This window comes from Micromonospora sp. NPDC000668 (genome assembly GCF_042897975.1).
Lineage (GTDB): Bacteria > Actinomycetota > Actinomycetes > Mycobacteriales > Micromonosporaceae > Micromonospora.
Genome location: NZ_JBIAYP010000004.1, coordinates 605169 through 631685, shown reverse-complemented (window position 1 = coordinate 631685; position 26517 = coordinate 605169). Strand labels below are relative to the sequence as shown.

Here is a 26517-nt window from a genome sequence, read left to right as displayed (position 1 = left end):
CTCCGGTAGTGGCCCCCGGGAACCCCGGCATCATGCCGGCCACCCGGGCGCTTCGATCGAAGACCGGCCGGCTGAGCAGCTCCCCAATGTCGTGGGCCCACGACGCGAAGGAGCACGACAGCACATGACCGAGACCACACTCGGCACCGAATCCCGTACCGCTGTGATCGACAACGGGTCCTTCGGCACCCGTGAGATCACCTTCTCCACCGGCCGGCTGGCCCGCCAGGCCGCCGGTTCCGTCATCGCCCAGCTGGGTGAGACGGTCGTTCTCTCCGCCACCACCGCCGGTAAGCACCCGAAGGAGCAGTTCGACTTCTTCCCGCTGACCGTCGACGTCGAGGAGCGGATGTACGCCGCGGGCCGGATCCCCGGCTCGTTCTTCCGCCGTGAGGGCCGGCCCAGCGAGGACGCGATCCTCACCTGCCGGCTGATCGACCGGCCGCTGCGCCCGTCCTTCGTCAAGGGCCTGCGCAACGAGGTCCAGGTCGTCGAGACCATCCTCGCGCTCGACCCGCAGCACCCGTACGACGTCGTGGCCATCAACGCCGCCTCGATGTCGACCAAGCTGTCGGGTCTGCCGTTCTCCGGCCCGATCGGTGCGACCCGGGTCGCGCACATCGACGGCCAGTGGGTTGCCTTCCCGACCCTGGAGGAGCTGGCCCGGGCCACCTTCGACATGGTCGTGGCCGGCCGCACGCTCGAGGACGGCGACGTCGCGATCATGATGGTCGAGGCCGAGGCCACGCCGAACGCGGTCGCCCTGATCGCGGGCGGCGCCGTCGCGCCGACCGAGGAGATCGTGGCCAGCGGCCTGGAGGCCGCCAAGCCCGCCATCCGCGAGCTGTGCCGCGCGCAGAGCGAGCTGGCCGAGGTCGCCGCCAAGCCGGTCACCGAGTTCCCGGTGTTCCTGGACTACCAGGACGACGTGTACGACGCGGTGGCCGAGCTGGCCCGCGGCGACGTGGCCGAGGCGATCACCATCGCCGGCAAGGCGGACCGCGAGGAGGCCCTGGACCGGGTCAAGGCCCGGGTCGCCGAGGAGCTGGGCGGTCGGTTCGAGGGTCGGGAGAAGGAGCTCAGCGCCGCCTTCCGGTCGCTGACCAAGTCCGAGGTGCGCAACCGGGTGCTGCGCGAGCAGGTCCGGATGGACGGCCGCGGCCCGCGTGACATCCGGTCGCTGACCGCCGAGGTCGGCGTGCTGCCCCGGGTGCACGGTTCAGCGCTGTTCGAGCGGGGCGAGACCCAGATCCTGGGCGTCACCACGCTGAACATGCTCCGCATGGAGCAGATGGTGGACACGCTGTCCCCCGAGAACCGCAAGCGCTACATGCACAACTACAACTTCCCGCCGTACTCGACCGGTGAGACCGGCCGGGTCGGCTCGCCGAAGCGGCGCGAGATCGGCCACGGCGCGCTCGCCGAGCGGGCGCTGATCCCGGTGCTGCCGTCGCGCGAGGAGTTCCCGTACGCCATCCGGCAGGTCTCCGAGGCGCTCGGCTCCAACGGCTCCACCTCGATGGGTTCGGTCTGCGCCTCGACGCTGGGCCTGCTCTCCGCGGGTGTGCCGCTGAAGGCGCCGGTCGCCGGCATCGCCATGGGCCTCATCTCCGACGAGGTGGACGGCAAGACCCAGTACGTGACGCTGACCGACATCCTCGGTGCCGAGGACGCGTTCGGTGACATGGACTTCAAGGTCGCCGGTACGCCGGACTTCGTCACCGCGCTCCAGCTCGACACCAAGCTCAACGGCATCCCGTCGGACGTGCTGGCCGCCGCGTTGCAGCAGGCGAACGAGGCCCGGCAGGTCATCCTCGGCGTGATGAAGGCGGCGATCGAGGCTCCGGCCGAGATGTCGGACTACGCGCCGCGGGTCACCACCGTCAAGATCCCGGTCGACAAGATCGGCATGGTGATCGGCCCGAAGGGGCAGACCATCAACGCGATCCAGGACGAGACCGGCGCCGAGATCTCCATCGAGGACGACGGCACGATCTACGTCGGCGCCACCAACGGCCCGTCGGCCCAGGCGGCCGTCGACCGGATCAACGGGATCGCCAACCCGACGCTGCCGAAGCAGGGCGAGCGGTTCCTCGGCACGGTGGTCAAGACCGCCGCGTTCGGTGCGTTCATCTCGCTGCTGCCGGGTCGCGACGGCCTGCTGCACATCTCCAAGGTGGGCGACGGCAAGCGGGTCGAGCGCGTTGAGGACTTCCTCAACGTCGGCGACCGGGTCGAGGTCGAGATCGCGGACATCGACGCCCGCGGCAAGATCTACCTGGACAAGGTCCGTCCGGAGGGCGCCGAGGCGCCGGCCGCCGGTGAGGCCGCCGGTGGCGACCGTCCGGCTGGCCGGGACCGGGGCGACCGTGGCCCGCGTGACCGCGGTGACCGCGAGCGTGGCGGCGAGCGGGGCGGGCGTGGCCCGGAGCGCGGCACTGGCGGCGGCGAGGGCGGCAGCGGCGGCGGCGAGGGTGGCGAGGGCGGCGAGCGTCCGCGCCGCCGGACCCGGCACAGCTGATCGTCGTACATCGCATCACCCACCCCTCGTCGAACCGGGAGCAGTACGTGAGTCGGGCCTTCAGTGCGCCGTTTCCACCGGATCGACGGGGGGTGGCTGCGTCTCGGGACACCGGGGCGGGCCGCTCCGGCGGCACCGCCCGGGCGGTGACCCGGACGCTCAGCGACGACCCGCTGGGCGGCACGGTACGACGTACCGTGCTGCCCAGCGGCCTGCGCGTGCTCACCGAGGCGATCCCGGCGATGCGCAGCGTCTCCTTCGGCATCTGGGTGTCGGTCGGCTCGCGGGACGAGACCGGCCCGCAGGCCGGCGCCGCGCACTTCCTGGAGCACCTGCTCTTCAAGGGCACCCACAAGCGCACCGCGCTGGAGATCTCGTCGCAGATCGAGGCGGTGGGTGGTGAGACGAACGCCTTCACCACGAAGGAATACACCTGCTACTACGCCCGCGTGCTGGACGAGGACCTGCCGCTGGCGATCGACGTGATGTGCGACCTGGTCGCCGACTCGCTGCTGGAGCCGGCCGACGTGGAGACCGAGCGCGGCGTGATCCTCGAAGAGATCGCCATGCACGACGACGAGCCCGGCGACGAGGTGCACGACCTCTTCGCCCGCGCCGTCTACGGCGACCACCCGCTGGGCCGACTGATCTCCGGCACCGAGGAGACCGTCACGCCGATGACCCGGCGGCAGATCCAGAGCTTCTACCGGCGCCGCTACACCGCGCCGGAGATCGTCATCGCCGCGGCCGGCAACCTCGACCACGCCGCGGTGGTCAAGCTGGTCCGCCAGGCGGTGCGCGGCACCCCGCTGGACAGCGACCCGGCGACCCCGGCGCCGCACCGCGAGGCCACCCCGGCGGTACGAACCCGACCGGCCACCACCCTGGTGGAGCCGAAGGAGACCGAGCAGGCGCACGTCATCCTCGGCTGCCCCGGCATCGACCGCCTCGACGAGCGGCGCTTCGCCCTCGGGGTGCTCAACAACGTGCTCGGCGGCGGCATGTCCAGCCGGCTGTTCCAGGAGATCCGGGAGCAGCGCGGCCTGGCGTACTCGGTCTACTCCTACGCCAGCCAGTACGCCGACAGCGGCCTGTTCGCCGTCTACGCCGGCTGCGCGCCGGGCAAGGTGGACGAGGTGCTGGCCCTGACCCGCGCCGAGCTGGCCCGGGTGGCCGCCGACGGGTTGACCGAGGCCGAGGTTGCCCGGGGCAAGGGGATGAGCAAGGGCTCGTTCGTGCTCGGCCTGGAGGACACCGGTTCCCGGATGAGCCGGCTGGCCAAGGGGGAGCTGCTCTACGGCGACCTGATGCCGGTGGACGAGCTGCTCCGCCGTGTCGACGAGGTCACCGTGGCGGACGTGAACTCCCTCGCCGCGGAGCTGCTCAGCCGGCCGATGTCGTTGGCCGTGGTCGGCCCGTTCGGCGCCAGCGACTTCACCAACTGAGGGCTGCCGCCGTCCGTCGGGCGGGTGGTCCCGCCGCTGGGTGGGGGGCGTCCCGGCACCTGGTGGGGACCCGATCCGGCCGGGGGTGCGCGTCCCGATTGGGATAGGTTGTGCCCCGTGACTGACGAGCAGGAGAGAAACCCGGCCGAGCCGCTGCGGGTCGGTGTGCTGGGTGCCCGGGGCCGGATGGGCATCGAGGTGTGCAAGGCGGTGGACGCCGCCGACGACCTTGAGCTCGTGGCGATGATCGACCAGGGTGACGGCCTCTTCGCCGCCTCCGACGCCGGCGCCGAGGTGGTCGTCGACTTCACCACGCCGGACGTCGTCATGGACAACCTGCACTGGTGCATCGATCAGGGCATCAACGCCGTGGTCGGCACCACGGGCTTCACCGAGCAGCGGCTGGAGCGGGTGCGCGGTTGGCTGGCCCGCAAGCCCGGCGTGGGCGTCGTGATCGCACCGAACTTCGGCATCGGCGCGGTGCTGATGATGCAGTTCGCCGCGCGGGCCGCCCGGCACTTCGAGTCCGTTGAGATCATCGAGCAGCACCACCCGCGCAAGCTGGACGCCCCGAGCGGCACGGCCACGCACACCGCCCGACAGATCGCCCGGGCCCGCGCCGAGGCCGGCCTCGGGCCGGTGCCGGACGCCACCAAGGACGAGGTGCCGGGCGCGCGGGGCGCCGAGATCGACGGGGTACGCGTACACGCCGTGCGCGCCACCGGGCTGGTCGCCCACCAGGAGGTGCTCTTCGGCACCACCGGCGAGACGTTGACCATCCGGCACGACTCGTACGACCGGGCGTCGTTCATGCCGGGCGTGCTGCTGGCCGTCCGCGCGGTGCCCAACCGTCCCGGCCTCACCGTCGCCCTGGACGCCCTGCTCGACTGACCGCCGTTCGACGGGTGCGCCGGCGCCCGGTGGCCGGTCGTCCGGGGCGGAAACCTGGTCGCGGGTGGGGCGGGCCGATTCTAGGCTGCCTCCATGATCAATAGTGGACACCTGGACCGGGCCGGACGCCGGGTCACCCTGCGCCCGGTGGACGACGACAACTGGCGGGCGGTGGCCGACGTCGCCCCGCGCGACGACCAGCGTCGGTTCGTGGCCGCGCTGGCCGCCCGCTACCTGCTGCTCAGCACCCGCTCCGAGGTGTGGACCTCGCTCGCGGTGTACGCCGACGAGACCGTCGTCGGCCACGTCATGTGGGGTGTGGACGACGACGGCTCGCACTGGATCGGCGGGATGGTCATCGACGCCGCCGAGCAGAACCGGGGCGTGGGCCGGGCCACCGTGCAGACCCTGGCGACCTGGCTGGCCAGCAGGGACGGCAACCCCCCGGTCCGCCTCTCGTACCACCCCGACAACACCCAGGCCGCCCGCCTCTACACAGCCCTGGACTTCCACCCCACCGGCGCCATGGACGACGAGGAACTGATCGCCGAACGAACCCGCTGACCCACCCCGGTTGGGGTGGGGTCAGTGGGGGAGGGGGGTGGTGGGGCGGCGTTGGGTGGGGACGGTCGGGGTCAGGGTTGTGGGTAGGCCGGTGAGGGTGGGGTGGCCGGTTCGGTCGACGGTGATGTTCACCGGTGCGCCGCCCAGTCGCAGGCCGTTGACCGTGAGCGCGCCGAGTTCGGCTCCGGCCAGCGGTGCCAGCCGGACCGTGCCGGCCGGCACGTCGGGGTAGAGCCCGGTGGCGGCCTGGAGCAGCAGCACCGCGCTGGCCGCGGCCCAGGCCTGCGGCCGGCACGCCGCCGGGTACGGCACCGGGCGGTTCACCAGCGACCGGTCGTCGCCGCCGTACAGCTCGGGCAGCCGGTAGTCGAATGCCTCGGCCGCGGTGAGCAGACCTTCGGCCAGGCTGAGCGCGGCGTCGCGGTGCCCGGCCCGGGCCAGCCCGGCGAGCACGATCGCGGTGTCGTGCGTCCAGATCGAGCCGCAGTGGTACGACAGTGGGCTGAAGCCGGCGTCGTCGGTGGACATGGTCCGCAGCCCGAAGCCGCCGGCGAGCGCGTCGGTGGTGAGCAGGCGCGCGACCTGGTCCTCCTCGTCGCCGCTGAGCAGGCCGGTGCCGAGCAGGTGGCCGATGTTGCTGGTCAGCGAGTCGACCGGGCGCTTGTCCCGGTCGAGGGCCAGCGCGGGCTGCGGGCCGTGCCGGCCGTCGACCCAGAAGCTGTCCCGGAACCGGCGGGCCAGCGCGGCGGCGTGCTCGCGCCAGCGATCCCCGCCTGGGCGACCGAAGGCGTCCAGCAGCGCGGCGCCGTTCACCGCCGCCTCGTGCGCGTACCCCTGCACCTCGGCCAGCACGATGGGTGCGGTGGCCAGGGAGCCGTCGTGGAACCGGACGGCGTCGCCGGAGTCCTTCCAGCCCTGGTTGGACAGTCCGTGGCCGGTGGTGTCGACGTACTCGACCAGCCCGTCGCCGTCGGGGTCGGCGTGCTCGCCGAGCCAGCGCAGTGCCGCCTCCAGGTACGGCAGCAGCGGCTCGATCTGCTCGGCCGGCAGACCCCAGCGCCAGGCGTCGTGCAGCAGGTTGACCCAGAGCATGGTGGCGTCGACGGTGCCGTAGTAGGCCGGTGGCAGGCGCAGCCCGTCGTCGGGCAGTGCGAACTCGTGCCGGCGCAACTCGTGCAGGATCTTGCCGGGGGCCTCGCCGGTGGCCGGGTCGATCCGGGTGCCCTGTCGGCGGGCGAGCACCCGGAGGGTGCCGGCGGCCAGGTCGGTGCCGAGCGGCAGCATCATCCGGGCGGCCCAGAGGCTGTCCCGGCCGAACAGGGTGAGGAACCAGGGCACCCCGGCACCGAGGAAGACGTCCCGTGGGGCGCCGGTCTCGGCCAGTCGCAGCCCGCGCAGGTCGTCCAGGCTGCGGTCGAGCAGCCGGACCAGCCGCCGGTCGTCCGCGGTCACCTCGGGCCGGGACCAGTCCGGCTCGCCGGCCGGGCCGACGACCACGGCGCGCGGATCCTCGACGGTCAGGTGCCAGCGCAGCACCGTCTCGCCGCCGGGGGGCAGCTCGACGGGCCAGGCCAGCCGGGGTGCGGTGACCCGCTCATCGGTGGCGAGCACGTCGGCGCCCGCGCCGGTGACGGTGACGGTGATCCCCTCTGCCGACCAGGTGAGGACGCCGGGCTGGCCGGTCTTGGCCTCCAGTGGCGTCGCGGCGGCACCGGACTTGACCACCTCGATGGGCGCCAGGTCGCAGCCGAGGTCGACGCTGACGGTGGCGCGTACTCCGACCGTGGCGGTGGAGACGATCCGCAGCTCCTCGGTGAGGCCGTTGCGGGTGGCCCGGCGGAGCCGGTCGATCCGGACGGTGGGGTCGGGCACGGGGTCGCCGAGCCAGCGCGCCAGGCTCACGAAGCGGACGCCGTGCGGGCCGTCGTCGCTGCGGGTCAGCCCTTCCATCTCCCGGTCGTCGACGCGTAACTCCGCCCGGGAGAGCACGCGGGCGTCGGCGTGGAAGACGCCCTGGACGCCGGTCGGGCGGATCTGCCCGGTCGCGTCCCCCAGCGCGCTGGTCGGGGCGAGGACCACCCCGACCAACTCGTGCAGGAGGGGTTGCAGCTGGCGTTCGATCACGGTGTGGCTCCAGATCCTGAGGGTGCGGGGCGGACGTCTTGACAACGCAGCCCCCGGCGGTGCAAAGTGCGAAACATTCCAGAAACTTGAACGATCTAATCCTGCCTTATCCAGATTGGATCGTTCAAGATGGCGAGAGGGATTTAGTGGCTGAAAAGGTGACCATCGCCACGGTGGCCCAGCACGCCCGAGTGAGCCGGCAGACGGTGTCCAACGTGCTCAACGCCCCGCACATCGTGCGGGAGGAGACCCGGCTGCGGGTCGAGGACGCGATCAGCGCGCTCGGCTACCGGGCCAACCAGGCCGCCCGACAGATGCGCACCGGCCGGTCCCGTCTCATCGCCGCCCGGATCGAGCCCACTCGCGATGGCATCAACGGCTCGGTGCTCGACCGCTTCCTGCACGGCCTCACCGAGACCGCCGACGCCGCCGGCTATCGGGTGCTGCTCTACACCGCCACCGACGACGAACGGGAGATCGCCAGCTACGACGACCTGCTCGGCACGTACGAGCTGGACGCGTTCGTGCTCGTCGGCACGAAGTACGGCGACCCGCGTACCGCCTGGCTGGCCGGCCGGGACGTGCCGTTCGTGACCTTCGGCCGGCCGTGGGACGCACTCGACGCCCACCCCTGGGTGGACGTGGACGGCGCCGCCGGCACCGCCCAGGCCACCCGGCACCTGCTGGCCGCCGGGCACCGGCGGATCGCCTTCATCGGCTGGCCGCTCGGCTCCGGCGTCGGCGACGACCGCCGGGCCGGCTGGCGCGACGCGCTGCGCGCGGCCGGCGTCGACCCGACCGGGCTGCACCGGGAGACCGAGGACGGCATCGCTGAGGGCGAGCGGCTGATGCGCGACCTGCTCGTCGCCGTGGCGCCGACCGCCGTGGTCTGCGCCAGCGACTCGCTAGCCCTCGGCGCCCTCCAGGCGATCCGCGGCACCGACCCGCCCGTGTCGGTGATCGGCTTCGACGACACGCCGGTGGCCGCGGCGGTGGGGCTGGCCAGCGTCAGCCAGCCGCTCGGCGAGGCCGCCGCCCGCTGCGTGGACCTGCTCACCGGGGTCCTCGACGGCAACCACGAGACGCCCACCCACGTGCTGCTCCAGCCCGCGCTGGCGCTCCGGCACACCGCCTAGTCCCTTCCCCCCACCAGGAGAAACCATGGCACCTCGAACCCTCACCCGGGCGGCGGTGGCCGGCCTCGCCGCCGTCGCACTCCTCGGCTCCGCGGCCTGCGGCAGCGGCTTCGACGACTCGTCCGGCGACGCCGCCCAGTCCAGCAGCGGGCCCGCCAGCCTGCAGATCCTGATCGGCTCCTCGGGCGAGGCCGAGACCAAGGCCGTCCAGGACGCCGCGGCGAAGTGGGCCGGCAGCTCCGGCAACACCGCCACGGTCACCCCCGCGCAGGACCTCACCCAGCAGCTCGGCCAGGCCCTCGCCGGTGGCACCCCGCCGGACGTCTTCTACGTCGACGCGGCCCGGTTCGCCGACTACGCCAGCGTCGGCGCGCTGGAGCCGTACGGCGACAAGGTCAGCAACTCGGGCGACTTCTACGAGAGCCTGCGCACCACGTTCTCCTACGACGGCAAGCTCTACTGCGCGCCGAAGGACTTCTCCACCCTGGCCCTGCAGATCAACACCGACCTGTGGGCCAAGGCCGGGCTGACCGACGCCGACGTGCCGACCACCTGGGACCAGCTCACCACGACCGCCCAGAAGATCAAGGCCAAGGGGCAGGTCCCGCTGGCCCTCGGCGACACCCGGGACCGGATCGGCGCCTTCATGGTGCAGAACGGTGGCTGGCTGCTGAGCAAGGACGGCAAGCAGCCCACCGCCGACACCCCGGAGAACCTGGCCGCCCTCCAGTACGTCAAGACCATGCTCACCGGTGGCCTGGCCAAGTTCCCGAAGCAGCTCGACGCCGGCTGGTCCGGTGAGGCGTTCGGCAAGGGCAAGGCCGTGATGACCATCGAGGGCAACTGGATCAAGGGCGCCCTGCAGAACGACTTCCCGAACGTCAAGTACAAGGTCGTCCCGCTGCCGGCCGGTGCGAAGGGCCAGGGCACGCTCTCCTTCACCCAGTGCTGGGGCATCGCGGCGAAGAGCAAGTTCAAGGACCAGGCGATCAAGTTCGTCGAGGCGATGACCAGCGGCGAGCAGCAGATGGCCTTCGCCAAGGCGTTCGGCGTGATGCCGTCCCGGCAGTCGGTGCGCGACCAGTACACCGCCGCCTTCCCGGCGGACAAGCCGTTCATCGACGGCGCCGCGTACGCCCAGGGTCCGGTGAACGCCCCGAAGATGGACAGCGTCCTCAGTGAGCTCGACACCGGTCTGCAGGGCCTGACCAACGGCGACCCGAAGACGGTGCTGCAGAACTTCGACAAGAACGCCAAGGCGGCACTCGGCGGCAGCTGAGGTGACGGCGGGGGTCCCGGTAGCACCCGGGGCCCCCGCTTCACCTTCGGCCCGAGACAGGGAGGGAGGGAAGGAAGATGGCAACCGAGACACTGGCCGCCGTGGCGACCACGCCGGGGAGGCGCCCTCGCCGAGGCCGGGGCGGCATCCGCAGCAACGAGAACCTCGCCGGCTGGCTCTTCGTCGCACCGGTGATCGTCATCCTGGGGTTGTTCCTGCTGCTGCCGATCCTGATGGCGTTCTGGGTCAGCCTGACCGACTGGAACGGTCAGGGCAGCCCGTTCACGGGTGAGGTGCCGTTCGTCGGCGGGCACAACTACACCCAGTTGTTCACCGAGGACGGGCTGGCCCGCCGCGACTTCATGACCAGCATCCGCAACAACATCTACTACGTGGCGATCGTGGTGCCGGCGCAGACCGCCCTCGCCCTCGGGCTGGCGCTGGTCGTCAACAACCGGATGCTCAAGGGCAAGAGCTTCTTCCGCAGCGCCTTCTACTTCCCCTCGGTCACCAGCTCGGTCGCGATCAGCGTGGTGTTCCTGTTCCTCTTCGCCAACTCCGGGGCGGTCAACGCGCTGCTCGGCTTCCTCGGGATCGACGGCCCGGAGTGGTTCGCGGACTCCCGGGGCGTGCTGCACCTGCTGTTCGGCGCGGTCGGTGTCGACTCGCCCCCGGCGGCGCTGACCGACGGCGGCCCGTTCGGGCTGAGCTGGTGGGACTGGTTGGCGGGGCCCAGCGTGGCGATGATATCGATCATCACTCTGGTGGTCTGGACCACCTCCGGCACCTTCATGCTGATGTTCCTGGCCGGGTTGCAGAACGTGCCGGTCGCCCTCGACGAGGCGAGCACCCTCGACGGCGCGTCCCGGTGGCAGCGGTTCCGGCACGTCACCCTGCCGCTGATCAGGCCGACCACCTTCCTGGTGCTCACCCTCGGCCTGATCGGCTCCTGGCAGGTCTTCGACCAGGTGTACGTGATGAGTCAGGGTGGCCCGGCCAAGACCACGCTCACCCCGGCCTACCTGTCGTACCGGACCGCGTTCCGGGACTTCGACTACGGCTCCGGCGCGGCGATCTCGTTCGTGCTGTTCCTGATCATCATCGTGCTCACGCTGATCCAGCGCCGGGCGCTGGCCGAACGGGACACCGACCGGCCGCGCCGCGGCTGGTGGCGTCGGCGCGTACCGGAGAGGTCCTGAGATGGCCGTGCTGACCGACCGCCCGCCGGCGGCGCCCGCGCGGCGCGACCAGCGCGCGGCCCGGACCCTGGCCACCCGCTTCCTGGGGTACGCCACGCTGGTCTTCTTCGGGCTGGTGTTCCTCTACCCGTTCGTCATTCAGATCGGCAACGCGCTCAAGACCGAGTCGGACGCGGCGGCCAACCCGCTCTCGCCGTTCCCGGACCCGCTCTCACTGGCCGGCTTCGAACGGATCTTCGCGGGCACCAGCTTCCCGCTCTGGCTGGGCAACTCGCTGCTGGTGACGGTGCTGGTCACCATCGGTCGGGTGTTCTTCGACTCGCTCGCCGGGTACGCGCTGGCCCGGCTGCGGTTCCGGGGTCGCGGCGGGCTGTTCGCCGCGGTCATCGCGGTGATGGCGGTGCCCGGAGTGGTGCTGCTGATCCCGAAGTTCCTGGTGCTCAACCAGCTCGGCCTCTACAACAGCTACGCCGGTCTCGTGGTGCCGCTGCTGGCCGACGCGGCCGGGGTGTTCATCATGAAGCAGTTCTTCGAGTCGATCCCGCTGAGCGTGGAGGAGGCCGCCCGGATCGACGGGGCGAGCATCTTCCGGACCTTCTGGTCGGTGGTGCTGCCGATGGCGAAACCGGCGCTGATCACCCTGACCATCCTGTCGTTCCAGGGCTCCTGGAACGAGTTTCCGCACAGCCTGGTGGCGGTGCAGGACCCGGACCTGTTCACCCTGCCGCGTGGCCTGGCCGACCTGGTCAGCGGGTCGCTCGGCAGCGGCACCCAGTATCCGCTCAAGCTGGGCGCCGCGCTGCTGGCCACCATCCCGGTGGCGATCATCTTCGTGGTGTTCCAGCGGTACTTCGTCCGGGACGCCAACGACGGCTCAGACAAGGGCTGACCCGACAGGTGTGGCGGCCCCGGCGCGGGCCGCCACATCGGTCACGTCAGTCGTCCGCTGGCACCTTCTCGGGCGGAACACCCACGTGCAGGCGCACCTGGGGCACGAGCATGTCGTCGACGTCCAGCGCCCGAGCCGAGCCGTCGGGCTCCCAACCGGTGCTGGTGAGGAACTTCCGGGTCGCCTCGTCACCTTCGAACGCCCAGGCCACCGCCCGGCTCAGGCCGTCTTCCCGCCACAGGTCGACGGTGGCGGCGAGCAGCCGGCTGCCATGCCCACGCCGACCCCAGCGCGGCTCGACCAGCAGGTCGGTCACCGCAGCCACGTCCGGGCCGAGCGCGTCGGCCGGCTCGCCCGGAGCCAGCGCCTCGGCGTCGGCCGGGCCGGAGGCGGCGAACCCCACCAGATACGATTGCTCGGCCTGTTCGACGGCGACCAGCACCCGGTGTGCGCCAGAGGGCGGCTCCAGCACCGCGGCGCTCCACCGCCGGGCGAGGAACGCCTCGTCCAGGTTGTCGAGCACGTGCCGAGGCAGGATCCGGCGGTACGCGACCCGCCAGGTCGCGAGCTGGATGCGTGCGATCTCGCCGGCGTCCTCAGGACGCGCCGGGCGGACGTACCCGAGAGCCATGGGACGGAAGCCTACGCAGGGCCAGGGAGGCGACGGTGGCGCAGGGTGCCAACAGGACGGCCGCGCAGGTCGTCGGCGTGGTGGTGCTCGCCGCGGCGGTCACCGCGTTCCTCACCGTCGCGGCCGTGCGACACGGCTTCTTCGACCTGAAGGTCTACTACGGCGCGTTGACGTGGTGGGTGCACGACGGTGGGGAGATCTACGACTACCTCAAGCCCGGCACCCAGTACGGCTTCACCTACCCGCCGTTCGCCGCGCTGGTCATGCTGCCGATGGCGTACCTGCCGTGGTCGGCCGCGATCGTGGTGAGCGTGCTCGCCAGCGTGGTCACCACCACGGTGCTGATCTGGTGGCTGGTCGACCCGATCGCCCGGCGGGCCGGCTGGACCGGGTGGTTCGCCCTCGCCGTGGCGCTCTGCCTGGCCGCCGCGTTCGAGCCGATGCGGGAGACGGTCAACTTCGGCCAGGTCAACACGCTGCTGCTCTTTCTGGTGGCGGTGGATCTGCTGCGACTGCTGCCGGCCGGCAACCGGTGGGCCGGGGTGGGCATCGGGCTGGCCACCGCGATCAAACTGACCCCGGGCATCTTCATCGTCTACCTGCTGGTCACCGGGCGCTGGCGGGCGGCGCTCACCGCCAGCGGCGCCGCCGCCGGGGTTTCGCTGCTGGCCGGCGCGCTCTTCCCGGACGCCTCCCGCGAGTTCTGGACCGAAGCGCTGTGGAACACCGGTCGGGTGGGCGAGTTGGCGTTCGTCTCCAACCAGTCGCTGCGCGGGGTGGTCGCCCGGCTCAACCCGGAGCACCCGAGCACCCTGCTCTGGCTGCTGTTGGTGCTCGGCACCCTGGCGCTCTGGGCCTGGCGGTCCCGGGCCGCCGTCGCGGCCGGCGACGAGGCGACCGGCCTGGCGCTGACCGGCGCGGTGATGTGCCTGGTCAGCCCGGTCACCTGGGTGCACCACCTGGTCTGGCTGCTGCCCGCGCTGATCCTGCTGGTCGACAACGCGATGGCCGCTCCGGCCGGTGGCCGCCGCCGGATCCTGCTGGTAGCCGCGACCGTCGGGTACGTGTTGCTGATCAGCCGGACCGTCTGGTTCTGGGAGAAGGACTTCACCGGCGTCGACGGCTTCGTGGGCAGCAACGCCTACGTCTGGATCAGCCTGGCGCTGCTGGCCTTCCTGCCGGTGCGCCGGTGGCTGACCCCGGGCGGGTCAGCCGTCGAGTCGTCCGGCGTACCGCAGCTCGACCAGTCCGACCGGCGGGCTCCCACCGGCGAGCGGCACGTGGTAGGTCGACCGCTCACCGTCCGCTGACAGTCCGGCCCGCTCACAGAACCGGCGGGCCCGCAGGTTCTCCGCCAGTACCCACAGCCGGTAGCCGGTCCAGCCCCGCTCGGTGAGCCCGGCTCGGGCGGCGGCCAGCAGCGCGGCAGCGGTCCCGTCGCCCCAGCAGGCCGGCTCCACGTAGAGCGCCAGCACCTCGCCGACCGCCGGGTCCAGGTCGTCCCGGTCCTGGTCGCGGCGGTACGGCCCGAAGGTGGTGAAGCCGACCAGCAGCCCGTCCACCTCGCCGAGCAGGGTGGTGAACGGATGCTCCGGGTCGGCGGTACCGATGTCGCGTCGGCGCTGCGCCCAGGCCAGCACGTTGAGCCGCCCGAGCACCTCGTCCGGCATGAACCCGGCGTAGCCCGCCTGCCAGCCGTGCACGTGTACCCGGGCGACCGCCTCGGCGTCGTCCGGTTCCTCCCGGCGGATGGTCAGCATTGCACCGTTCTATGCCCCGGTAGCCGTCCCGTCCAGCTTCCCGCACCGGCGTCGTACCAATGAATTAGGGTCCCCGACGATGGCCGCACCGGAATCACTCTCGCTTGCCCAGGCCCGGCGGGTGGCGCTCGCCGCCCAGGGCTTCGCCGACCCGGCCCCGGCCGGGTTGCCCACCCGTCGGCATCTGCGCCGGGTGCTCGACCGGGTCGGGCTGATCCAGATGGACTCGGTCAACGTGCTGCAACGCGCGCACTACCTGCCGCTGTACAGCCGACTCGGGCCCTATCCGACCACCCTGCTTGACCAGGCCGCCTACCGCCGCCCCCGCGAGCTGTTCGAATACTGGGGCCACGAGGCGTCGCTGGTCCCGGTCGGTCTGCATCCGACACTGCGCTGGCGGATGGCCCGGGCGCACAGCGAGTCCTGGGGTGGCATGCGGCGGATCGCTCAGGAGCAGCCGGAGCTGGTGGCCTGGGTGCGCGACGAGGTGGCCGCCCGTGGTCCGCTGACCGCCGCCGAGATCGAACACGACGCACCCCGGGAGACCGGCAACTGGGGGTGGAACTGGTCGGCGGTGAAACGGGCGCTGGAGTTCCTGTTCTGGGCCGGTGAGGTGACCGCCGCAGAGCGCAGCACCTCCTTCGCCCGCCGCTACGACTTGCCCGAGCGGGTGCTGCCGCCGGCCGTGCTGGCCGCGTCCACCCCGACCGACGCCGAGGCGTACCGGACCCTGGTCGCCCTCGCCGCGCGGTCGCTCGGGGTGGCCGCCGAGCCGGAGCTGCGCGACTACTACCGGCTGCCACTGGCCGGTGCCCGGCAGGCCGTCGCGGAGCTGGCCGAAGCCGGTGAGCTGGTGCCGGTCACCGTGCCGGGCTGGCGGCAGCCGACCTGGCTGCACACGAGCGCCCGGCTGCCGCGCTGGGTCCGGGGCAACACGCTGGTCAGCCCGTTCGACCCGCTGATCTGGGAGCGCAGCCGCACCGAACGGCTCTTCGCCTTCAGCTACCGGATCGAGATCTACGTCCCGGCGCCGCAGCGGGTGTACGGCTACTACGTGCTGCCCTTCCTCCAAGGTGATCGGTTCACCGCGCGGGTCGACCTGAAGGCCGATCGCAAGGCCAGGGTGCTGCTGGTGCCGGCCGCGTGGATCGAGCCCGGGGCCGACCCGGGGGAGACCGCAGTGGCGCTCGCCGCCGAGCTGTACCGGCTCGCCGGCTGGCTCGGGTTGGACGCGGTGGCGCCGCCCGCGGCCGGCGACCTGGCCGGTCCGCTCACCGCCGCGTTGGCCGGCGTGTCCGGTGTACCGTGAGCGCGTGACGAGCGCTCCCGGACCGGTCGACCAACCGCAGCCCGTGCCCGGGGCGGCCCCGGCCTGGCCGGACGGCCAGCCGGGGTCGCCGACCGTGGCGGTCACCGCCGAGCCGCCGGGCGGGTTCCCGGCCGGCGCTGCCGACACCGGCCCCGCCGGCTACCCGACGAGCCCACAGGGCGGCTGGCCGACAAGCCCTCAGGATGGCTGGCCGGCGAGCCCGCAGGGCAGCTACCCGGTCACCGAGCCGGACCGGCTCACCCGGTTCGTGCTGCGGCTCTACGAGCGCTCGCCGCGCTGGGCGGTGCCGCTGGCCGCGGTCGGCTGCGTCGCCGTCGGCATGGCTTACGCGCTGGTCAGCGACCCGACCCACGCCGACCCGGACGCCGCGCCGACCTGCCTGCTCAAGCTGACGACAGGGCTGGACTGTCCGGGCTGCGGAGGCACCCGCGCGCTCTGGTACGTGCTGCACGGCGACCTGCCGGCCGCTGCCCGGCACCACTTCCTGTTCATCTTCGCGCTGCCGTTCCTGGCGTACCTCTTCGTGGCCTGGGCGGGCAACCAGGCGTTCGGCTGGCGGCTGCCCGAGCTGCGGATCAGCTCCAAGGTCATCGGTGGCTTCCTGGCCGCGTGGCTCGCCTTCTCGGTGTTGCGCAACCTGCCCTGGGCGCCGTTCACCGCGTTCTACGTCTGACCCGCCTCCGCTGGCGGTGTCTCCGCCTGGGCTCGCCAGGCCCCTTGTCGTGCCTGTCGAGCTGCCCCAGATATGGGGCGGTCGCGCCGCGTCGTGGGTGACCCGCCGCCGTGCGCTCTGGCTGACCCGCCGCCGTGCGCTCTGGCTGAGCCGCCGCCAGGCGATCGGGCCGCTGGGGGTGAGCGAGACCGACCTCGTGTCACGGTGATCCGCGGGTCGAGCGCCGTGCTGCGTCCCATATTTGGGGCAGCTCGACAGGCGGCGGGGACCGTTGGGCCGCTTGGGTGAGCGTCGAGGTCGCCGTCGTGTCGCGGTGATCCGCCGGTCGAGCGCCGTGCCGCGTCCCACTCGTGTCGCGGGTATCTGCCGGTCCAGGGTCGTGCCGCGTCCCATATTTGGGGCAGCTCGACAGGCTGCGGAGGACTGTCGGGCTGCTTGGGTGGGCGTCGAGGTCGCTGTCGTGTCGCGGTGATCTGCCGGTCCAGGGTCGTGCCGCGTCCCATATTTGGGGCAGCTCGACACGCGGCGGGGGAGCCTCGGGCCGCTTGGGTGAGCGTCGAGGTCGCCGTCGTGTCGCGGTGATCTGCCGGTTCAGGGCTGTGCCGCGTCCCATGTTTGGGGCAGCTCGACAGGCAGTGCGGGACCCGGCCGGGGGGCGGCGGGTTGCGGGTCCCAATCGTCGAGATCTTGGACACCTGCGGGCCCGATGGGCCGGGACGTGTCGGTGATTTGGCGGCGGCTGGGCGGTTTCGCCACCGCGAGCCCGAGTTGGGTGCGGGGCCGGCGACCATTACAGTCCCAGGCATGCCGGAGATGGTGCAGCCCCAGGTCAAGTTGATCGCGTGGACCCAGTTCGCGGCCCCGGACGACGTGCCGTGGTCGACCGACGCGGAGGGTGGCCAGGCGCTCGCCGAGTTCGCCGGCCGGGCCTGCTACCAATCGTGGAAGAAGCCGAACCCGGCGACCGCCACCAACGCCGGCTACCTCGCGCACATCCTCGAGGTCGGGCACCTCTCGGTGCTGGAGCACGGCTCGGTCACCTTCTACTTCACCGGGGTGTCCCGCTCCTTCACCCATGAGCTGATCCGGCACCGGCACTTCTCGTACTCCCAGCTCTCCCAGCGGTACGTCCCGGAGCGGGACGCGGCCATGGTCGAGCCGACGGTGATCGCCGACGACCCGGAGCTGCACAAGCGCTTCGTTGAGGCCGCCGAGGCGAGCGTGCGGGCGTACAACGAACTGCTGGAGGGGCTGGAGCAGCGCTTCTCCGACGAGCCGAACCCGACGCTGCGCCGCAAGCAGGCCCGGCAGGCGGCCCGCGCCGTGCTGCCCAACGCCACCGAGACCCGCATCGTGGTCACCGGCAACTACCGGGCCTGGCGGCACTTCATCTCGATGCGGGCCACCGAGCACGCCGACGTGGAGATCCGTGAGCTGGCCGTGGAGTGCCTGCGCCAGTTGCTGGCGGTCGCCCCGAATGTCTTCGCCGACTTCGTGATCTCCACGCTGCCGGACGGCACCGAGGTGGCGGCCAGCCCGCACGAGGCGTCCTGAGCCCTTCCCCGGCGGGTGCCGACTGGTCGTCCGCTAGGTTGGAGGGTATGACGCACGACCACCCTGACGCGGCCGCCCGGCCGGTGTCCCGCCCCTTCGGGCGGCTGCTCACAGCCATGGTGAGCCCGTTCACTCCCGACGGCTCGCTCGACCTCGACGGCGTCGTCCGGCTGGCGAGCCACCTGGTCGACGAACAGGGCAACGACGCGCTGGTGGTCAACGGCACCACCGGCGAGTCGCCGACCACCACCGATGCGGAAAAGGAACGCCTGATCCGGGCCGTGGTGGAGGCCGTCGGTGACCGCGCCAAGGTGGTCGCCGGGGTAGGCACCAACGACACCCGGCACACCATCGAGCTGGCCTCCGCCGCCGAGAAGGCGGGCGCGCACGGCCTGCTGGTGGTCACCCCGTACTACAACAAGCCGCCGCAGAGCGGTCTGCTGCGGCACTTCACCGCGGTGGCCGACGCCACCGGCCTGCCGGTGATGCTGTACGACATCCCACACCGCTCCGGTGTGCCGATCGACACCGAGACGCTGGTCCGGCTCGCCGAGCACGGCCGGATCGTCGCGGTCAAGGACGCCAAGGGCGACCTGACCGCCACCAGTTGGGTGACCAGCCGGACCGCCCTCACCTTCTACAGCGGCGAGGACGCACTCACCCTGCCGGCGCTGGCCGTCGGCAGCGTGGGCGTGGTCGGCACCTCGACGCACTTCACCGGGGCGCTGACCGCACAGATGATCAAGGCGTACGACGCGGGGGACATGCCGGCCGCGCTGGCGCTGCACCGGCGGCTGCTGCCGCTGTTCACCGGCATCTTCCGCACCCAGGGCACCATCCTGGTAAAGGCGGGCCTGGCGGCGTTGGGCCGGCCGGCCGGCCCGGTGCGACCCCCGCTGGTGGATGCCACCGACGACGAGATAGCCCAGCTGCGCGCGGACTTCGCGGCGGCGGGCCTGGAGCTGCCCGAATGATTGAACGACACGATGGGCGCCGACTGACGGCGTCGCAGAATGAGGTGGACGCGTGACCGAGGCGCACATCGAGGCGGAACTGCCCCCGCCGCTGCCGGAAGGTGGCCTGCGGATCATCCCGCTCGGCGGGCTTGGCGCCATCGGTCGCAACATGACCGTCTTCGAGTACGACGGCAAGTTGCTGATCGTCGACTGCGGGGTGCTCTTCCCCGACGTCGAGCAGCCGGGCGTGGATCTGATCCTGCCCGACTTCGGTCCGATCCTGGACCGGCTGGCTGACGTCCAGGCGATCGTGCTGACCCACGGCCACGAGGACCACATCGGCGCGGTGCCCTACCTGCTCGCCCACAAGCCGGACATCCCGCTGGTCGGCTCACAGTTCACCCTCGCCCTGGTCGAGGCGAAGCTGGCCGAGCGGCGGATCCAGCCGTACACGCTGACCGTGCGGGAGGGCGGCCGGGAGCGGCTCGGCCCGTTCGAGTGCGAGTTCTTCGCGGTCAACCACTCGATCCCGGACGCGCTCGCCGTGGCCATCCGCACCCCGGCCGGCCTGGTGCTGCACACCGGCGACTTCAAGATGGACCAGCTCCCGCTGGACGGCCGGATCACCGACCTGGCCGGCTTCGCCCGGCTCGGCGCCGAGGGCGTCGACCTGCTGCTGTCCGACTCCACCAACGCGGAGATCCCCGGCTTCGTCACCCCGGAGCGGGAGATCGGGCCGGTGCTCGACTCGATCTTCGCGAAGGCCAAGGGCCGGATCATCGTGGCCTCGTTCGCCTCGCACGTGCACCGGGTGCAGCAGGTCTTCGACTCCGCTGCGGAGCACAACCGCAAGGTCGCGCTGATCGGGCGGTCGATGGTCCGCAACATGGGCATCGCCCGGGACCTCGGCCTGCTCAACATCCCCGCCGGCCTGGTCGTCGGGATCGAGGAGGCGACCACGCTGCCGCCCGATCAGATCGTGCTGATGTCCACCGGCTCGCAGGGTGAGCCGATGAGCGCGCTGGGCCGGATGGCCAGCGGGGACCACCGGCACATCACCATCGCCCCCGGCGACACCGTCGTGCTGGCCAGCTCGCTGGTGCCGGGCAACGAGACCTCGGTCTACCGGGTGATCAACCGGCTGGCCCGGGCCGGCGCGGTGGTCGTGCACAAGGACGTGGCGAAGGTGCACGTCTCCGGGCACGCCCCGGCCGGTGAGCTGCTCTACCTGCTCAACGTGGTCCGGCCCAGCAACCTGATGCCCGTGCACGGGGAGTGGCGTCACCTGCGCGCCCACGCCCGGCTGGGCATCGAGTCCGGGGTGGCCGCCGACCGGGTCGTGATCTGCGAGGACGGCGACGTGGTCGACCTCGTCGAGGGCCGGGCCACCCTGGTGGGGCACGTGAAGAGCCGGTACGTCTACGTCGACGGCCTCGCGGTCGGTGACGTGAGTGAGTCGCTGCTCACCGAGCGGCGGATACTCGGCGACGGCGGTTTCATCGCCACCACCGTGGTCGTCGACTCGGTCACCGGCAAGGTGGTCGCCGGCCCGACCCTGTCCGCGAAGGGCTTCTCCGAGGACCCGGAGGCGTTCAACCCGGTGATCCCGCTGGTCACCGAGGCGCTTAACCGGGCCGCCGCGGACGGCATCACCGACCCGCACCAGCTCCAGCAGATCGTCCGGCGGACCGTGGGGCGGTGGGTCAACGACGCGTACCGTCGTCGGCCGATGATCGTGCCCACCGTCGTCGAGGTCTGACACCGCGCGTTCCGACGCCCGCCGCACCCAGGTGCGGCGGGCGTCGCCGTGCACGGACCGGACCGGGGTGCCGACCGGCGGGTCGGCCCGGCATGCGGGGTCAGCGCAGCGCGGCGACCGCCTCGGCGTACGCGACGCCGGTGGCTATCGCGGCTTCCACCAGCACCAGCAACTGTGCCGGGGCCACCCCGTGCGCCAGGTCCGTGGCGACATCGCCGGCCAGCATCAGCTCCTCGCCGAGGTCGTGCGCGTACGCCTTGGGCAGCAGCCGGTCGTGGTTCCACGCGTTGCAGAAGGCGTACGCCTCGGCGCGGCGGGTCGCCGGCAGCCGGCGGACGGCCATCGCCCGGGTGTGCAGCACCTCGCCGCGCTCCCCGGCCTGGCGGAACTGGATCACCGCGTCACCCCACCGGCCGACCACCGTGCCGCCCTCGTCCACCAGGTACTGGTCGCCGCGCCGGTCCAGCACCGAGGTGATCAGATCGAGAGTGAGCGCCACCAGCTCCTGGTCGCCCAGGCCGGCACCGGGCTGGCCAGCGTCGGCCCGACCGTCGCCACCCGGGTCCGTGCCGGACTCGTCGGAGCGTCCGTCGTCGGTGGCGTCGTCGACGTGCTCGGCGTCGGTGGCGTCGGTGGGCAGCGGGACCGGTGCCGTGAGGGGGCGCTCGGCCAACCAGGCGGCCATCCGACCGGAGTGGTGGCCGGTGCCGTTGCGGGCGTCGAAGCTGCCGGCCAGTTCGCTGGCCACCCCGACCAGCAGCGCGCCGAGCATGGACACGTCCAGCTCGGTGGCCGCCCGCCCGCCGTACGCCGGGCGCTGGACGGGCCGCCCGCCCAGCCCGGCCTCGACGGCCAGCCCGCAGACCAGCGCGCCAGCGGCGGCGAACTCCATCGCGGCGAGGTCGTCGGTGGGCCGGTCCAGCCGGGGCAGTTGCTCGGCCAGGATGGCCAGCCCGCGTTCCAGGTGCCCGCCCAGCGCACAGAACCGCAGGTGCGCGGCGAGGTGCGGGAACGCGGCGCGCTCACGCCGGTGCCGGCGGTACGACCGCACGTGCGCCGCCGCCGCCCGCTCCGGCTCGCCGGCCCGCAGCGCGGGCAGCAGCCCGGCGACCAGTGCCCGCTCGGGCTGGTCGGTGCAGGCCTCCAGGTCGCCGGGGGACTCCCGCAACTCGGTGAGCGCGGCTCGCCACTCGCCCCAACCGGCCAACAGCTCCGCACGCCGGGCGGGAGCACAGCCCGGGCAACCGCCGGCCGGTCCGGGGCGCGTGCCCGCCCAGCGCCCGTACCAGTGGCGGGCGGTGGGCTCGTCGCCGAGATGGTCGGCGATCCGGGTGCGCAGCTCCGCGACGGTCGGCACGTCGGGCCCGTCCGCCCCGACCCGGTGGGCCAGATCGTCCAGCAGGGACCGGGTCTGGTCCAGCCCGACCCGGGGGGTGCCGAGCAGAGCCTCCACCGCGTACCGCTGGTAGCGCAGCAGCAGCCCGGCGTCGGCGTCGGTGAGCAGCTCGGGACGGTGGTCGGCAGCGGCCCGGCAGCGCCGCACCGGCTCCACCAGCCGCCACCGCTCCCCGTGCAGCAGGTACGCCTCGATCAGCGCGAACCGGGCGTCCACCCCGGACCGCACGTCCCCGGCCGCGTCGGCCCGCTCGGCGAGCCGTTCCAGGGCTACCAGCCGGCCCGGACCGTCGGGCAGGTCCCGGGCGTCGGCGAGCGCGGCCACCAGCGCGGGAACGCGACGGTCGGCGACCCGGTCACGGGGACCGGCCTGCGGCGTGCCGGGGTCGACCGCCCGGTCGGTCCGGCTGCCCGTGGACTCCTCCCGGCCGGTCACGCCGGCACCGCACCCGGCAACCGGCCGACCGCCACGGCGAGCTGGCAGCCGGCCGAGATGCCACAGTCGAGTAGCTGGTCGAGCTGGTGTGGGGTCACCCCACGCTCCAGGTCGGTGATCACCTCGCCGTAGACCCGGGCCCGGCCGTCATCGTCGACGTGCACGAACGCCTTCGGCCAGAGTCGGTCGTGGTTCCACGAGTTGCAGAAGGCGTACAGCGCGGGCACCTGCTCGATCGGGAAGGTGGGCGCGACCATGGTGCGGACCTGGAGCAGCTCGCCGTCCCCGCCGAGACGCAGGAACCAGATCAGGTTGTCGTCGAAGCGGCCCACCAGGTCGCCGTTCACCGACCGACCGACCCGCCGGCCGCGGGCGGCGAGCACCGCGGCGACCAGCTCGCCGGTCAGCGGGCGCAACGCACCCGGGTGCCCGGCCAGGGGATCATCCGGACCGTCCTCGAATCCCGGCGACGCCATCGGGCATCCCTTCTGAGGCGGATATCACGACCGGCGGCGGTGTCCACGCTGCGACGCGCGGACACGACCCGGAAAAGCGGGGATCTGCGGGCCCCCACCGTTACCGTGACTCTATGGCGGGCCGTACCTCTCAGGCGAGCCGACGGCGCGGCGCGTCGCCGCGCGGTGGCTCCAACAGCCGTGCCCGTCAACCGGCGAAGAAGACCCGGGCGCCGGTCCGGCGCCGCACGACACCCGCCCGTCCGGGCCCGGCCGTCTACGTCGGCCGCGCGGTCGGTGCACTGTGGATGGGGCTGGCGCACGGGATGGGCTGGGCGGTGCGGGCCGCCGGTCGGCAGGCCGCCTCCGCCCGTGACCTCGACCCCGAGCACCGCCGCGACGGCGGCGGGTTGCTGCTGTTCGGGCTCGCCCTGCTCAGCGCCGTCGCGCTCTGGTTCTCCGGGGCGGGCCCGGTGGGCGCGCGGCTGGCCGACTCGATCCGGCTGTTCCTGGGCGCGATCTCCGTGGTGGTGCCGGTGCTGCTGATGATCGGTGCCTGGCGGCTGATGCGCCAGCCGGCCGATCCCGCGCACCGGGGCCGAGGGCTGATCGGGTGGGGCTCGCTGCTGGTGTCCACCGCCGCGCTGCTCCAGATCGGCCAGGACCCGGTCGACCCGGTGCAACGTGACTTCGCCGGCGGCCTGGTCGGCGCTGGCGTCGGCGGGCTGCTGGAGCGGGCGGTCACCGCCTGGGTCGCGGTGCCGCTGCTGATCCTGCTGCTGCTCTTCGGCCTGCTCGTGGTGACCGCGACGCCGATCAACAAGATCCCCGAGCGGCTGGGCCTGCTCGCCGGTGGGCTGGTCGCCCCGCCGGACGCCACCGCGGAGGAGGCGGACGAGACGGCCGCCCGGTCGGCGCGCAAGCGACCGGCGAAGCGGATGCCGCCGCCGGTGGACCCGGACGACTTCGACGATCTGGACGGTGTCGACCTCCAAGAGACGATGGTCCTGCCGCGCAAGGCGCCGCGGAAGGTGCCGGCCAGCCGCAAACCGGCCGAGCCACCGGAGCACTCGCCTGCGCCGACCCGGGCCGAGCAGCTCGCGCTGACCGGGCTGGCCGGCGACTACACCCTGCCGCCGGCCAACATGCTCAGCGCCGGTGCCGCTGCGAAGACCCGCAGCAAGGCCAACGACGAGGTGATCGCCGCGCTGACCGGCGTGTTCGACCAGTTCGATGTGGACGCCGCGGTCACCGGCTTCACCCGGGGCCCGACGGTCACCCGGTACGAGGTGGAGTTGGGGCACGGGGTCAAGGTCGAACGGATCACCCAGCTCTCCCGCAACATCGCGTACGCCGTGAAGTCGCCGGACGTGCGGATCCTCAGCCCGATCCCGGGCAAGAGCGCCGTCGGCGTGGAGATCCCGAACACCGACCCGGAAAACGTCGCGCTCGGCGACGTGCTGCGCTCGCGGGCGGCGACCAGCGACCACCACCCGATGGTGGTGGCGCTCGGCAAGGACATCGAGGGCGGCTACGTGGTGGCCAACCTCGCCAAGATGCCGCACATTCTCATTGCCGGTGCCACCGGAGCCGGGAAATCGAGCTGCCTCAATACCTTGCTGGTGTCGGTCCTCACCCGCGCGACCCCGGACGAGGTGCGGCTGCTGCTGATCGACCCGAAGCGGGTCGAGATGACCGGCTACGAGGGCATCCCGCACCTGGTCACCCCGATCGTGACCAATGCCAAGAAGGCGGCGGACTCACTGGACTGGGTCGTCCGCGAGATGGACATGCGCTACGACGACCTCGCCGCCAACGGGGTCCGGCACATCGACGACTTCAACCGCAAGGTGCGCAACGGCGAGATCAAGGCCCCGCCGGGCAGCGAGCGGGAGATGCGCCCGTACCCGTACCTGCTGGTGATCGTGGACGAGCTGGCCGACCTGATGATGGTGGCGCCGCGCGACGTGGAGGACTCGGTCGTCCGGATCACTCAGCTGGCCCGGGCCGCGGGCATCCACCTGGTGTTGGCCACCCAGAGGCCCTCGGTCGACGTGGTGACCGGTCTGATCAAGGCCAACGTGCCGTCCCGGCTCGCGTTCGCGACCTCGTCCCTCGCGGACTCGCGGGTCATCCTCGACCAGCCGGGCGCGGAGAAGCTGCTCGGCCGCGGTGACGGGCTCTTCCTGCCGATGGGCGCCTCCAAGCCGGTACGGATCCAGGGCGCCTGGGTCACCGAGCGCGAGATCGCCGACGTGGTGAAGTTCTGCAAGGACCAGCGCGAGCCGGAGTTCCGCAAGGACGTGCTCGCCCCCGCGCAGGACACCAAGAAGAAGGTCGAGGAGGACATCGGCGACGACCTCGACCTGCTGGTGCAGGCGGTGGAGCTGGTGGTCACCTCGCAGTTCGGCTCCACCTCGATGCTTCAGCGCAAGCTGCGGGTCGGGTTCGCCAAGGCGGGACGGCTGATGGACCTGATGGAGACCCGCGGCGTGGTGGGGCCGTCGGAGGGCTCCAAGGCGCGCGACGTGCTGGTCAAGCCGGACGAGCTGGAGGAGGTCCTCGCCGGCCTGCGTGGCGACGAGGACTGAGCGGCTAGCTCGACGGTACGACCGGTCTGGGGGAACGCGACGGGCCCGCCGGTGACCGGCGGGCCCGTGACGGAGCAGTGGTCAGTTGTTGATCAGCGCGGAGATGATCACCAGGCTGATCACCGCCGCGACGACGCTGGCGGCGGCGGCGTACCAGCCGAGTGGCTTGTCGCCGAGCACGGCGCCGACGATGCCCGCGATCACGCCGAGCACGCCGAAGATGATCGGGTTGAGTAACAGGGCGAGCACCGCGAAGACGAAGCCCACGATGGTGAGGATCCGGGCGGCGTTGCTGCGCGGGCGGGCGGTGCTGGGCATGTCGGCCATGTCTGCCTCCGGTTGAGAGCCTGTCGTGACGGATCGATCACTACCCACTGTGGGTGCAGGCCACGCGTGCTGCAGCAGGTCAGTGGAAGATCTTCAGTCCGATCACGCCGGCGACCACCAGCAGCAGGCAGAGGATCCGAGGCAGGCTCGCCGACTCGCCGAGCGCCAGCATCCCGACCAGGGTGGTGCCGACCGCGCCGATGCCGACCCAGACCGCGTACCCGGTGCCGACCGGGATGTCGCGCAGCGCGTACGCCAGCCCGCCCATGCTCAGCACCAGGGTCACCACGAACACCAGCGACGGAACCAGTCGGCTGAAGCCGGCACTGCGGTCCAGGGCGATCGCCCAGGCCGTCTCCAGCAGTCCCGAGATCACCAATACCAGCCAGGCCATCATTCACCTCACGGGGAGCGCCCGGGCTGTCGCGCCGGGACGAGTGGAGTCTGCACGTCACGCGGGGCGTCTTGGCCTTACCGGGTACGCCCACCACTCGTCCGGAGTGGCCACGGACGAACCGGGCCACCAGCACCGACGCTAGCACCGGACGCCGCCGGAGGCGATGTGGTTGGCGCGTCTGCCGATGGCTTGGTGACCCCCGCCA

Annotated in this window: 22 protein-coding genes and 1 riboswitch; of the genes, 15 read left to right on the top strand and 7 right to left on the bottom strand. The window is 72.3% G+C overall.

All coding sequences use genetic code 11. From position 1 onward, the window contains the following. Window positions 1-124: 124 nt before the first annotated feature. From ACFY29_RS23705 to ACFY29_RS23690, 4 genes are all read left to right on the top strand, one after another. The gene (locus ACFY29_RS23705; protein ID WP_386989649.1) at window positions 125-2521 is read left to right on the top strand and encodes a polyribonucleotide nucleotidyltransferase; all 2397 of its coding nucleotides are present in this window, start codon (window positions 125-127) and stop codon (window positions 2519-2521) included. A gap of 47 nt (window positions 2522-2568) precedes the next feature. Continuing rightward, window positions 2569-3966 (top strand): pitrilysin family protein, encoded by a 1398-nt coding sequence (locus tag ACFY29_RS23700; RefSeq protein ID WP_355610963.1) that lies wholly within the window; start codon window positions 2569-2571, stop codon window positions 3964-3966. A gap of 117 nt (window positions 3967-4083) precedes the next feature. Next, window positions 4084-4857, top strand: a complete 774-nt coding sequence (gene dapB / locus ACFY29_RS23695; RefSeq protein WP_328424667.1) for a 4-hydroxy-tetrahydrodipicolinate reductase — start codon at window positions 4084-4086, stop codon at window positions 4855-4857. Between the two features lie 93 nt (window positions 4858-4950). After that, entirely contained in the window at window positions 4951-5421 is a 471-nt protein-coding gene (locus tag ACFY29_RS23690; protein WP_355610960.1) for a GNAT family N-acetyltransferase, read from the top strand. A gap of 21 nt (window positions 5422-5442) precedes the next feature. Here ACFY29_RS23690 and ACFY29_RS23685 read toward each other — a convergent pair whose 3' ends face one another. Next, a complete protein-coding gene (locus tag ACFY29_RS23685) occupies window positions 5443-7545 on the bottom strand; it encodes a glycogen debranching N-terminal domain-containing protein (protein ID WP_386989645.1) in 2103 nt (700 codons plus the stop codon). Window positions 7546-7691: 146 nt separating this feature from the next. Here ACFY29_RS23685 and ACFY29_RS23680 point away from each other — a divergent pair, with 146 nt between their 5' ends. From ACFY29_RS23680 to ACFY29_RS23665, 4 genes are all read left to right on the top strand, one after another. After that, window positions 7692-8681 carry a LacI family DNA-binding transcriptional regulator gene (locus ACFY29_RS23680; RefSeq protein ID WP_386989641.1) on the top strand — a complete coding sequence of 330 codons (990 nt, stop codon included), beginning with the start codon at window positions 7692-7694 and terminating at the stop codon, window positions 8679-8681. 25 nt (window positions 8682-8706) lie between these two features. Then, complete coding sequence (locus ACFY29_RS23675; protein WP_328424671.1) at window positions 8707-9960, top strand: extracellular solute-binding protein; 1254 nt, start codon at window positions 8707-8709, stop codon at window positions 9958-9960. Window positions 9961-10037: 77 nt separating this feature from the next. After that, window positions 10038-11159 (top strand): carbohydrate ABC transporter permease, encoded by a 1122-nt coding sequence (locus ACFY29_RS23670; RefSeq protein ID WP_386989639.1) that lies wholly within the window; start codon window positions 10038-10040, stop codon window positions 11157-11159. A gap of 1 nt (window position 11160) precedes the next feature. Then, a complete protein-coding gene (locus ACFY29_RS23665) occupies window positions 11161-12048 on the top strand; it encodes a carbohydrate ABC transporter permease (RefSeq protein ID WP_355610948.1) in 888 nt (295 codons plus the stop codon). Between the two features lie 46 nt (window positions 12049-12094). On the opposite strand, the gene ACFY29_RS23660 is transcribed toward ACFY29_RS23665, so the two are convergent. Then, window positions 12095-12679: a GNAT family N-acetyltransferase gene (locus tag ACFY29_RS23660; RefSeq protein ID WP_355610945.1), complete on the bottom strand. Its 585-nt coding sequence runs from the start codon at window positions 12677-12679 to the stop codon at window positions 12095-12097. A gap of 35 nt (window positions 12680-12714) precedes the next feature. Here ACFY29_RS23660 and ACFY29_RS23655 point away from each other — a divergent pair, with 35 nt between their 5' ends. Further along, the gene (locus tag ACFY29_RS23655; protein WP_386989635.1) at window positions 12715-13989 is read left to right on the top strand and encodes a glycosyltransferase 87 family protein; all 1275 of its coding nucleotides are present in this window, start codon (window positions 12715-12717) and stop codon (window positions 13987-13989) included. Here ACFY29_RS23655 and ACFY29_RS23650 read toward each other — a convergent pair. Then, a complete protein-coding gene (locus ACFY29_RS23650; RefSeq protein ID WP_386989632.1) occupies window positions 13888-14439 on the bottom strand; it encodes a GNAT family N-acetyltransferase in 552 nt (183 codons plus the stop codon). The genes ACFY29_RS23655 and ACFY29_RS23650 overlap by 102 nt on opposite strands. Before the next feature lie 79 nt (window positions 14440-14518). Between ACFY29_RS23650 and ACFY29_RS23645 the strand changes: the two genes are divergently transcribed. The 5 genes from ACFY29_RS23645 to ACFY29_RS23625 all read left to right on the top strand — a co-directional run bounded on the left by ACFY29_RS23645 (window position 14519) and on the right by ACFY29_RS23625 (window position 20711). After that, window positions 14519-15748, top strand: coding sequence for a winged helix-turn-helix domain-containing protein (locus tag ACFY29_RS23645; RefSeq protein ID WP_386989629.1), 1230 nt, complete (start codon window positions 14519-14521; stop codon window positions 15746-15748). Between the two features lie 43 nt (window positions 15749-15791). Beyond that, window positions 15792-16442: a DUF2752 domain-containing protein gene (locus ACFY29_RS23640; RefSeq protein ID WP_386989934.1), complete on the top strand. Its 651-nt coding sequence runs from the start codon at window positions 15792-15794 to the stop codon at window positions 16440-16442. Window positions 16443-17255: 813 nt separating this feature from the next. Beyond that, window positions 17256-17996, top strand: coding sequence for an FAD-dependent thymidylate synthase (gene thyX / locus ACFY29_RS23635; RefSeq protein WP_386989932.1), 741 nt, complete (start codon window positions 17256-17258; stop codon window positions 17994-17996). A gap of 47 nt (window positions 17997-18043) precedes the next feature. Further along, the gene (gene dapA, locus ACFY29_RS23630) at window positions 18044-18970 is read left to right on the top strand and encodes a 4-hydroxy-tetrahydrodipicolinate synthase (RefSeq protein ID WP_386989626.1); all 927 of its coding nucleotides are present in this window, start codon (window positions 18044-18046) and stop codon (window positions 18968-18970) included. Window positions 18971-19022: 52 nt separating this feature from the next. After that, complete coding sequence (locus ACFY29_RS23625; protein ID WP_355610930.1) at window positions 19023-20711, top strand: ribonuclease J; 1689 nt, start codon at window positions 19023-19025, stop codon at window positions 20709-20711. 100 nt (window positions 20712-20811) lie between these two features. Here ACFY29_RS23625 and ACFY29_RS23620 read toward each other — a convergent pair whose 3' ends face one another. Both ACFY29_RS23620 and ACFY29_RS23615 read right to left on the bottom strand, forming a co-directional pair. Beyond that, the gene (locus ACFY29_RS23620) at window positions 20812-22542 is read right to left on the bottom strand and encodes a YbjN domain-containing protein (protein WP_386989622.1); all 1731 of its coding nucleotides are present in this window, start codon (window positions 22540-22542) and stop codon (window positions 20812-20814) included. After that, on the bottom strand, window positions 22539-23018 hold the full coding sequence (locus ACFY29_RS23615) for a YbjN domain-containing protein (protein WP_328424687.1): 480 nt from the start codon (window positions 23016-23018) through the stop codon (window positions 22539-22541). Before ACFY29_RS23615 ends, ACFY29_RS23620 begins: the two co-directional genes overlap by 4 nt. 113 nt (window positions 23019-23131) lie before the next feature. On the opposite strand from ACFY29_RS23615, the gene ACFY29_RS23610 reads away from it, so the two are divergent. Further along, entirely contained in the window at window positions 23132-25588 is a 2457-nt protein-coding gene (locus ACFY29_RS23610; RefSeq protein WP_386989620.1) for a DNA translocase FtsK 4TM domain-containing protein, read from the top strand. Window positions 25589-25669: 81 nt separating this feature from the next. On the opposite strand, the gene ACFY29_RS23605 is transcribed toward ACFY29_RS23610, so the two are convergent. Together ACFY29_RS23605 and ACFY29_RS23600 are read right to left on the bottom strand one after the other, a co-directional pair. Then, window positions 25670-25915 carry a hypothetical protein gene (locus ACFY29_RS23605; protein WP_328424690.1) on the bottom strand — a complete coding sequence of 82 codons (246 nt, stop codon included), beginning with the start codon at window positions 25913-25915 and terminating at the stop codon, window positions 25670-25672. A 79-nt stretch (window positions 25916-25994) separates the two neighbouring features. Next, entirely contained in the window at window positions 25995-26309 is a 315-nt protein-coding gene (locus ACFY29_RS23600) for an SMR family transporter (protein WP_328424692.1), read from the bottom strand. A gap of 60 nt (window positions 26310-26369) precedes the next feature. Further along, window positions 26370-26442: riboswitch (guanidine-III (ykkC-III) riboswitch) on the bottom strand. Between the last annotated feature and the right edge of the window lie 75 nt (window positions 26443-26517).

Bases quoted from the DNA above. Each gene is read 5' to 3' on its own strand.
- ACFY29_RS23705 (WP_386989649.1), top strand. From the start codon at position 125: ATGACCGAGACCACACTCGGCACCGAATCCCGTACCGCTGTGATCGAC.
- ACFY29_RS23690 (WP_355610960.1), top strand. From the start codon at position 4,951: ATGATCAATAGTGGACACCTGGACCGGGCCGGACGCCGGGTCACCCTG.
- ACFY29_RS23675 (WP_328424671.1), top strand. From the start codon at position 8,707: ATGGCACCTCGAACCCTCACCCGGGCGGCGGTGGCCGGCCTCGCCGCC.
- ACFY29_RS23670 (WP_386989639.1), top strand. From the start codon at position 10,038: ATGGCAACCGAGACACTGGCCGCCGTGGCGACCACGCCGGGGAGGCGC.
- ACFY29_RS23665 (WP_355610948.1), top strand. From the start codon at position 11,161: ATGGCCGTGCTGACCGACCGCCCGCCGGCGGCGCCCGCGCGGCGCGAC.
- ACFY29_RS23660 (WP_355610945.1), bottom strand. From the start codon at position 12,679: ATGGCTCTCGGGTACGTCCGCCCGGCGCGTCCTGAGGACGCCGGCGAG.
- ACFY29_RS23650 (WP_386989632.1), bottom strand. From the start codon at position 14,439: ATGCTGACCATCCGCCGGGAGGAACCGGACGACGCCGAGGCGGTCGCC.
- ACFY29_RS23645 (WP_386989629.1), top strand. From the start codon at position 14,519: ATGGCCGCACCGGAATCACTCTCGCTTGCCCAGGCCCGGCGGGTGGCG.
- thyX (WP_386989932.1), top strand. From the start codon at position 17,256: ATGGTGCAGCCCCAGGTCAAGTTGATCGCGTGGACCCAGTTCGCGGCC.
- dapA (WP_386989626.1), top strand. From the start codon at position 18,044: ATGACGCACGACCACCCTGACGCGGCCGCCCGGCCGGTGTCCCGCCCC.
- ACFY29_RS23615 (WP_328424687.1), bottom strand. From the start codon at position 23,018: ATGGCGTCGCCGGGATTCGAGGACGGTCCGGATGATCCCCTGGCCGGG.
- ACFY29_RS23610 (WP_386989620.1), top strand. From the start codon at position 23,132: ATGGCGGGCCGTACCTCTCAGGCGAGCCGACGGCGCGGCGCGTCGCCG.
- ACFY29_RS23605 (WP_328424690.1), bottom strand. From the start codon at position 25,915: ATGGCCGACATGCCCAGCACCGCCCGCCCGCGCAGCAACGCCGCCCGG.
- ACFY29_RS23600 (WP_328424692.1), bottom strand. From the start codon at position 26,309: ATGGCCTGGCTGGTATTGGTGATCTCGGGACTGCTGGAGACGGCCTGG.